Source organism: Curvibacter sp. PAE-UM (assembly GCF_001432305.1).
Lineage (GTDB): Bacteria > Pseudomonadota > Gammaproteobacteria > Burkholderiales > Burkholderiaceae_C > Hylemonella.
Genome location: NZ_KQ483358.1, coordinates 439478 through 446779, shown reverse-complemented (window position 1 = coordinate 446779; position 7302 = coordinate 439478). Strand labels below are relative to the sequence as shown.

General features: G+C 65.6%; 7 protein-coding genes and 1 pseudogene. 1 reads left to right on the top strand and 7 read right to left on the bottom strand.

Annotation, left to right across the window (positions count from 1 at the left end; genetic code table 11):
- From AO057_RS18180 to AO057_RS02160, 5 genes and pseudogenes are all read right to left on the bottom strand, one after another.
- On the bottom strand, nucleotides 1-523 hold a 523-nt coding region (locus tag AO057_RS18180), incomplete at its 3' end, for a Bug family tripartite tricarboxylate transporter substrate binding protein (protein ID WP_256380076.1).
- A 187-nt stretch (nucleotides 524-710) separates the two neighbouring features.
- Nucleotides 711-854: pseudogene (gene purU, locus AO057_RS17380) on the bottom strand (formyltetrahydrofolate deformylase); the annotation flags it as partial.
- Between the two features lie 9 nt (nucleotides 855-863).
- The gene (locus AO057_RS02170; RefSeq protein ID WP_057674082.1) at nucleotides 864-1523 is read right to left on the bottom strand and encodes a Rossmann-fold NAD(P)-binding domain-containing protein; all 660 of its coding nucleotides are present in this window, start codon (nucleotides 1521-1523) and stop codon (nucleotides 864-866) included.
- Nucleotides 1524-1617: 94 nt separating this feature from the next.
- Nucleotides 1618-2820 carry an FAD-dependent monooxygenase gene (locus AO057_RS02165; protein ID WP_057674081.1) on the bottom strand — a complete coding sequence of 401 codons (1203 nt, stop codon included), beginning with the start codon at nucleotides 2818-2820 and terminating at the stop codon, nucleotides 1618-1620.
- An 8-nt stretch (nucleotides 2821-2828) separates the two neighbouring features.
- Nucleotides 2829-3794 (bottom strand): tripartite tricarboxylate transporter substrate binding protein, encoded by a 966-nt coding sequence (locus AO057_RS02160; RefSeq protein ID WP_168163348.1) that lies wholly within the window; start codon nucleotides 3792-3794, stop codon nucleotides 2829-2831.
- A gap of 151 nt (nucleotides 3795-3945) precedes the next feature.
- Between AO057_RS02160 and AO057_RS02155 the strand changes: the two genes are divergently transcribed.
- Entirely contained in the window at nucleotides 3946-4728 is a 783-nt protein-coding gene (locus AO057_RS02155; RefSeq protein ID WP_057674079.1) for an IclR family transcriptional regulator domain-containing protein, read from the top strand.
- 90 nt (nucleotides 4729-4818) lie between these two features.
- Here AO057_RS02155 and purU (AO057_RS02150) read toward each other — a convergent pair whose 3' ends face one another.
- Together purU (AO057_RS02150) and AO057_RS02145 are read right to left on the bottom strand one after the other, a co-directional pair.
- Nucleotides 4819-5667, bottom strand: a complete 849-nt coding sequence (purU, locus tag AO057_RS02150; protein WP_057674078.1) for a formyltetrahydrofolate deformylase — start codon at nucleotides 5665-5667, stop codon at nucleotides 4819-4821.
- Between the two features lie 133 nt (nucleotides 5668-5800).
- Nucleotides 5801-7300, bottom strand: coding sequence for a UbiD family decarboxylase (locus AO057_RS02145; RefSeq protein WP_057674077.1), 1500 nt, complete (start codon nucleotides 7298-7300; stop codon nucleotides 5801-5803).
- Between the last annotated feature and the right edge of the window lie 2 nt (nucleotides 7301-7302).

Below are 7302 nucleotides of genomic sequence, written 5' to 3'. Positions count from 1 at the left end.
GCGGGGCGGAGCCGGGGCCGGTCGAGCCATAGTTGTACTTGAGGTCCTTGTTGTTCGCCAGCAGCGCCACGAATTCGCGCAGGTCCTTGGCGGGCACGCCCGGGTTGGCGGTCAGCACGAAGGGGACGTAGACCGCGATCGAAATGCCGGCGAAGTCGGTCTCCGCGTTGAAGGGCGAGCGGTTGGACAGGGTCTGCGCCACCGAGGACAAGGGGAAGGTGATGTTGTGCATCAGGATGGTGTAGCCATCGGGCGCGGCCTTGGCCACCAGGTCGGCCCCGATGGCGCCGCCGGCGCCACCCTTGTTGTCCACCATCACGGGCTGCCCCATGGACTCGCTCATGCGCTGCGCCAGGATGCGGGCCACGATGTCGGTGGTGCCGCCGGCGGGGAAGGGCACGATCATCTTGATCGGTTTGGACGGATAGGCCTGGGCCTGGGCGCTCGGACTGAGCGCCAGGGCCAGCAGGCCCGAAAGTGCCAGACCGGCGAGGCTTTTGAAGATGCTCCGGGGTGTCGACATGGATGCTCCCAAGGGTTAGGAATGGATGCCTGGGGGTCCAGGCCAATCCATTTCAAGGTGCCTCGGAGCGGGTGTCAAGCGAGCTTGCCCCTAGAGCGGCACCGGTGCCGCTGCCCGCCAGTCTCGGTCGTCGCCGGAAAAAACCGAGGCACGGGCGATGTGTGCCAGTGCCTCGGCGCAGCGCAACTTACTTGAAGATCACCGTCTTGTGCCCGTTGAGCAGCACGCAGTGCTCGCTGTGCCACTTCACGGCGCGCGCCAGCACCTGGCTTTCGGTGTCGCGGCCGATGGCGGTCAGGTCTTCCACCGTCTTGCTGTGGTCCACACGGGCTGCTTTATCTCACGGACGGATGCCATTACGCCGCATCTTGCCGGAAGGCAAGACGATACGAGCCTTGGCGTTCGGAACAGCCGCGAGCAAGGCCTGTGCGACGGATGACGCCTGGATGGGTTTGAGGTTCGCGGGGATGAGGAAGCCCAGAACCTTGGCGATCGCAGCACCGAGCACTTCGCCGGACCGCTTGGCTTGCCCCAGAACCTCCCGGTCGCCGACCAGCAGCGAGGGGCGTGCGATGACGATGCCCTCGAACGGCATTTGCGTCAGAGCGTCTTCGAGCTCGCCCTTGACGCGGTTGTAAAAAATCTTCGAGTGGGCGTCGGCCCCCATGGCGCTCACCAGGCCCATCTTTTTGACGCCGGCGGCGAGGGCCGCCTGGGCCACAGCCAGATTGGCGTCGTGATCGAGCGCGCGAAATGCGGCCTGGCTGCCGGCGACCTTGATCGTGGTGCCGAGCGCCAGATACAGCTCGTCTGCGGGTGGCAGAGGCGGCAGCGCGGCGAAGTCGACGACATGGGCCACCAGCTTGGGATGTTGCGTCGCAGGCGTTCTGCGCCCCAGGCTGTGCACTGCCGTCACGGTAGGGTCGGCCAGCAGGCCTTCGAGGATCTCCCGACCCACCAGACCGGTGGCGCCTGCAAGGATGACGATTCGGCTGCTCATGGCGGATTCTCCTCCGCTTTCCCGCAGGTTTCCACCCGTCTCGTTTGAGAACCGCCCCGCCCCACGGGGTGTGGAGCGGGGCTGGGCGCGCAAGCTATGCCGGCACGCTGTCAGGGCTGCTGAAGTTGATCGTCTCTTTTTCGATGTCGTAGTCGTAAAGAGACTTGCGGAACGCCGCAGAGTTGGCGATCTCGCGGTCGCGCTGCGCCAGGTCCTTGTATTCGGACATGGAGTCGTAGCGCATGCCGTTCTTGCGGGCTTCCAGTTGCACCATCGACGCACGCGGGCGCCGCAGGGCTTCATAGCGCTGGAGCACGTCTTCGATGGGGGCACTCTTGTCGAGACCCTGCAAGAGCACGGCCAGGGCCGTGCCGTCTTCGATGGCCTGGTTGGCGCCCTGGCCCAGGTGCGGCAGCATGGGATGTGCGGCATCGCCCAGCAGGGCCAGCCGACCGTTCGTCCATTTGCTCAAGGGCTGGCGGTCGTAGAGTCCCCACCAGAAGCAGGTCTCCACCTTGCTCAGCAGGTCGGTGACCCGGGGGTCCCAGCCGGCAAACGAGGCGGCCAGTTCGTCGCGGTCGCCCACGGCGGACCAGGACTCGGCGGTCTGGTTGCTGGTGGGGACGAAACCGACGTAGTTCACCAGGGTGCCGCTGCGTAGCGGGAACACCATGAAGTGCTTGCCGTCGCCCATCCACACCTGGTGTGCTTCGCGCCGCCAGTCCGGGATCTTTTCTACTGGCAAGACGCCCCGATAGGCCCGGAACCCCGCATATTCCGGCGCCGAAGGCGCCACGACGTGCTTCTGCAGGACGGAGTTGATGCCGTCGGCGGCAATCACGACATCGGCGTGCACGACCTTGCCATTCTCGAAGCGCAGCTCTGCGCCGGCCTCGTCCTGGGTGAAGCCCACACATTTGTGGCCGGTGTGGATGATGTTGGATGGCAGGGCATCCGCCAGTACCTGCAAGAGGTCGGCGCGGTGCATGCCGTACATGCCGTTCCAGCCCGCGGAGTCGGTGGTCAGGATCTTGCCGACGACCGTACCGTCCATCCGGTAGTACTCCGAGCCTGAGCCGACCTTGGCGCCGACGCGGGCCAGCGCATCACCCAGGCCGATGCGCTCGAGTTGCCGCAGGCTGTTGGGATAGATGAAGACACCGGCGCCGACTTCGCGCAGTGCGCTCGACTGTTCGTACACCGAGACGCGCAGGCCCCGATGCAGGAGCGCATTCGCGGCAGCCAGCCCGCCGATGCCACCGCCCACGATGGCGACGTGAAGATTGTTCGAAACCATACAACCCTTTATTTGGCAGCTTTGGGCGCGGAGCCGAGCAGCTCCTTGACGACCCGGTACTCGTTGGCAATCTCGTCGGCCAGCACCTTGCCGGAACCCCATTCCTGCACGATGCCCGAAGGCTGCAGCTGGGCCGAGATGCTGGCATTGCGTGTCACCTTTTCCAGGGCCGGGACGAGCGTGTCGACCACGTTCTGGGGTACACCGGCGGGCAGGAAGAAGCCGAACCACACGCCCAGCAGGTCGGCCTTGTAGCCGAGCTGGCGCAGCGTGGGGACCGCAGGGAACTCCGGGGAAGGCGAGGAGATCGCGATCGCACGCAGGGTGCCGCTGCGAATGTGCGCACTGAGCGCACCGAGCGCGAGGATCACACCATCAATGTGGCCGCCGAGCAGATCGGTCACAGCCGGCGCGGCCCCCTTGTAGTTGATGGAGCTCATGGAGGCGCCGGTCGCAGCGTTCATCTGCTGGACGCTGATGTCGCCCACGGATCCCGGGCCCGCGTTGCCGATCTGGATGCTGCCGGCGCGCTTGGGCGCGTACTCGATCATTTCCTTCAGCGTCTTGAAGGGAGCGTCCTTGTGCACGACCAGCACCGAGGGGCTGCGGGTCGTCAGCGCCAGCGGGATCATGTCTTTCAGCGGGTCGTAGTTCGCAGCGTCCGGCTCGATCACGCGCCGGATGGTCAGCGGGCTGTTCTGGGCGTACAGCAGGGTGTAGCCGTCTTTGGGGGCGCGGATGACGGATTGGGTACCCAGCGAGCCGCCGGCGCCGGGGCGGTTCGCAACGGTCACCGCCACCCCCAGCAGGCTCGCGAGCTCCTGCCCCATGAGGCGTGCGGCGCGATCGGCGGCATCGCCGGCGGCCAGCGGCGTCACCAGGCTGATGGGCATCTTCGGATAGTCGTTCGCACGTGCCGCGAGCGGGAGTGCCAGCAGCGATGCGGCGCCCAGGATGTCTCGTCTCTTCATCATTTTTGAACCATTTCTGAGGTTTGCGTATGTCGGATCAACCGTTCTCGCTCTTTGCGCGCCCGGACACGAGAGCCTCTTGAACAGTTCAAAAATTCTGTCATCGCACAAACCTTGACGCAACTCAAATCTGCGCATTGCGCAATAATGACGCGTGACCGAAGCGTACCGATCGCACCCCCGAGACTTTGTCGCGTCCCTCGAGAAGGGCTTGAAGGTCCTGCTCTGCTTCGACCGGAAACACGCCCGGCTGAGCCTGTCCGAGGTGGCGCGACTCACCGGGTATACCCCGGCTGCGGCTCGCCGACTCCTCATGACGCTGGAAGAGCTGGACTATCTGCACAGCGATGGCAGGCGCTTCTGGGTCGCACCACGTGCCTTGCTGCTCGCGCGGCCCTATCTCACATCACGCGCGGCACCGCAGGTGGCCCAGCCCATCCTCGACAAGCTGGCCGATCGCACACGACAGTCGGCGTCGCTGGGTGTGCTGCTCGATAACGAAGTGCTGATCATTGCGCGCTCGACGGGGCGGCGCACCCTGTCGACCGGTCTGGGCATCGGCTCGCGGCTGCCGGTTTTCTGCTCGGCGCTGGGACGCGCGATGTTGTCGAGGCTGTCGGCGGAGGAGGCGCTGGATCACCTGGCTGCTGCCCCGATGGACCCTTGGACACCGAAGACCGTCGACAACCTCGCGTCTGCTGTGGAGAGTGTGGAACGTTGCCGCCGCCAGGGGTGGGGGGAGTGCGACGAAGAGCTGGAGCTGGGCGTGCGCTCGATCGCCATTCCGATCTCGAACGCTTCCGACAGGACGATCGCTGCCCTGAGCCTCTCGGTGCGAGCGGAGCGCATGACGATGGACGCGTTCCGGCTCACGCATCTCTCTGCGATCGAGGAGGCGAGGGACGAGTTGATCCGATCCAAGGCGACCTTCGACTGAGGTGCCTGACAATGGTTGTTGCCTGACCTTCATCCAACAAAAAGCCCCGGGTCCTGAGACACCGGGGCTTTTGCTTGTGGGGTGAACCGCTTACTTGAAGATCACCGTCTTGTGCCCGTTGAGCAGCACGCGGTGTTCGCTGTGCCACTTCACGGCGCGGGCCAGCACCTGGCTTTCGGTGTCGCGGCCGATGGCCGTGAGGTCTTCCACCGTCTTGCTGTGGTCCACACGGGCCACGTCCTGCTCGATGATGGGGCCCTCGTCCAGGTCGGCCGTCACGTAGTGGGCGGTGGCGCCGATCAGCTTCACGCCGCGGTCGTGCGCCTGGTAGTAGGGCTTGGCGCCCTTGAAGCTGGGCAGGAAACTGTGGTGGATGTTGATGGCCTTGCCCGAGAGCTTGCGGCACAGGTCATCACTCAGCACTTGCATGTAACGCGCCAGCACCACCAGTTCGGCGCCTTCGGCCTGCACCACTTCAAACTGCTTGGCCTCGGCCTGGGCCTTGGTGGCGGCCGTCACCGGGATGTGGTGGAAGGGCACGTTGTAGCTGGCCGCGAGTTGGTAGAACTCGCGGTGGTTCGAGACGATGGCGCGGATGTCGATGGGCAGCAGACCGATCTTCCAGCGGAACAGCAGGTCGTTGAGGCAGTGGCCTTCCTTGCTGACAAATATGACGGCGCGCATGGCAGTGGCCGCTGCGTGCAGGCTCCACTGCATGGCATAGGGCTCGGCGAAGAGCTTGAGCTGGACCTGCAGGTCCTCGTACGTTACCTGGCCGCAGGAAAACTGCACGCGCATGAAAAACAGGCCGGTGGCGTGGTCGTTGTACTGGGCGGCTTCTTCGATATTGCCGCCGCGTTCGAGCAGGAAACCGGAGACGGCGTGGACGAGGCCCAGGCGGTCCGGGCAGGAGAGGGTGAGGATGTAGGTCTGGCTCATAAAACCCTGGTGGCAGGTGTGTGGATTGATACCTGCGGCCCGCTTTTGACGGACGCAGGGATCAATTGTCTCAATTTTTGGAGACCGACGGCCCCGGTGGGAGAAGTCGGCCATCCGAGCTGCCGGTCACGCTTCAGGGTGTCAGCGGGATGCCATAGTCCTGCCAGCGGCGCGTGACCTGTTCGACGACCGCCTCGTCCATGCGGATCGGGCGGCCCCAGCGGCGGTTGGTCTCGGGCGGCACCTTGTTGGTCGCATCGATGCCGAGCTTGCCGCCCAGGCCCGAGACCGGGGAGGCGAAGTCCAGGTAGTCGATGGGTGTGTCCTCCACCAGCACGGTGTCGCGCACCGGGTCGGCGCGCGTGGTGATGGCCCAGATCACGTCCTTCCAGTCGCGCGCGTTGATGTCCTCGTCGACGATGACCACGTACTTGGTATAGGCGAACTGCCGCAGGTAGGACCACACGCCCATCATGATGCGCCGCGCATGGCCCGGGTAGGCCTTGCGGATCGAGACGATGGCCATGCGGTAGGAGCAGGCCTCGGGCGGCAGCCAGAAATCCACCACCTCGGGGAACTGCTGGCGCAGCAAGGGGATGAAGACGTCGTTGAGCGCCTCGCTGATGACCGAAGGCTCGTCCGGCGGACGGCTCAGCAGGGTGGACATGTAGATGGGTTGGCGGCGCATGGTGATGGTCTCGATGGTGAAGACCGGAAAGCGCTCGATCGAATTGAAATAGCCGGTGTGGTCGGCGTACGGCCCCTCTTCCGCCGTCTCGCTCAGCGACACATGGCCTTCGAGCACGATCTCGGCATTCGCCGGCACCTGCAGCGGCACGCCCAGGCAGGGCACGAGCTCGCATTTTTTGCCGCTGATCAGGCCGGCGAGCTGGTATTCGGAAATGGTGTCGGGTGCCGGGATCACGGCCGACAGCAGCGTGGTCGGGTCCGGCCCAAGTGCCACGGCCACGGGGAAGGGCTCCTTGCGGGTCTGCTTCCAGCGGGCGAAGTGCTGGGCGCCGCCGCGGTGCGGCAGCCAGCGCATGATGACCCGGTTGCGGCCCAGCACCTGCATGCGGTAGATGCCCAGGTTGTCCTTGTCGTTGGGCGCGTCGCTGGGGCCGCGCGTCACCACCATGCCCCAGGTGATCAGCGGCGCCGGTTCGCCGGGCCACAGGTGCTGGATGGGAAGGCGCGCCAGATTGACCTCGTCGCCGCGCCACACCACCTCCTGGCAGGGGGCCTGGCTGACGATGCGCGGGCGCGTGGCGCCGATCTGCTTGAGTTTGCGCAGCAAGGCCGGGCTGTCGGCCAGCGACCAGTTGTCGGGCAGGCGGGGCTGGCGGAAGAAGGCCAGCATCTCACCCAGCTCGCGCAAGCCATCGGGCTCGCGCCCCAGCGCCCAGGCCACGCGCTGGCGGTGGCCGAAGAGGTTGACCAGCACCGGGAAGTCGTAGGGCCGCCCCTGCGCATCCAGCACCTGCTTGAACAGCAGGGCCGGGCCGCCCTGCTGCAGCACGCGGCGGTGGATTTCGGTGATCTCGTAGGCGGCGCTGACCGGGGTCTCCACCTCGACGAGGTGCTGCTGTTCGCGCAGGAATTGAAGAAAGGCGCGCAGATCGGGGAAGTGCATGG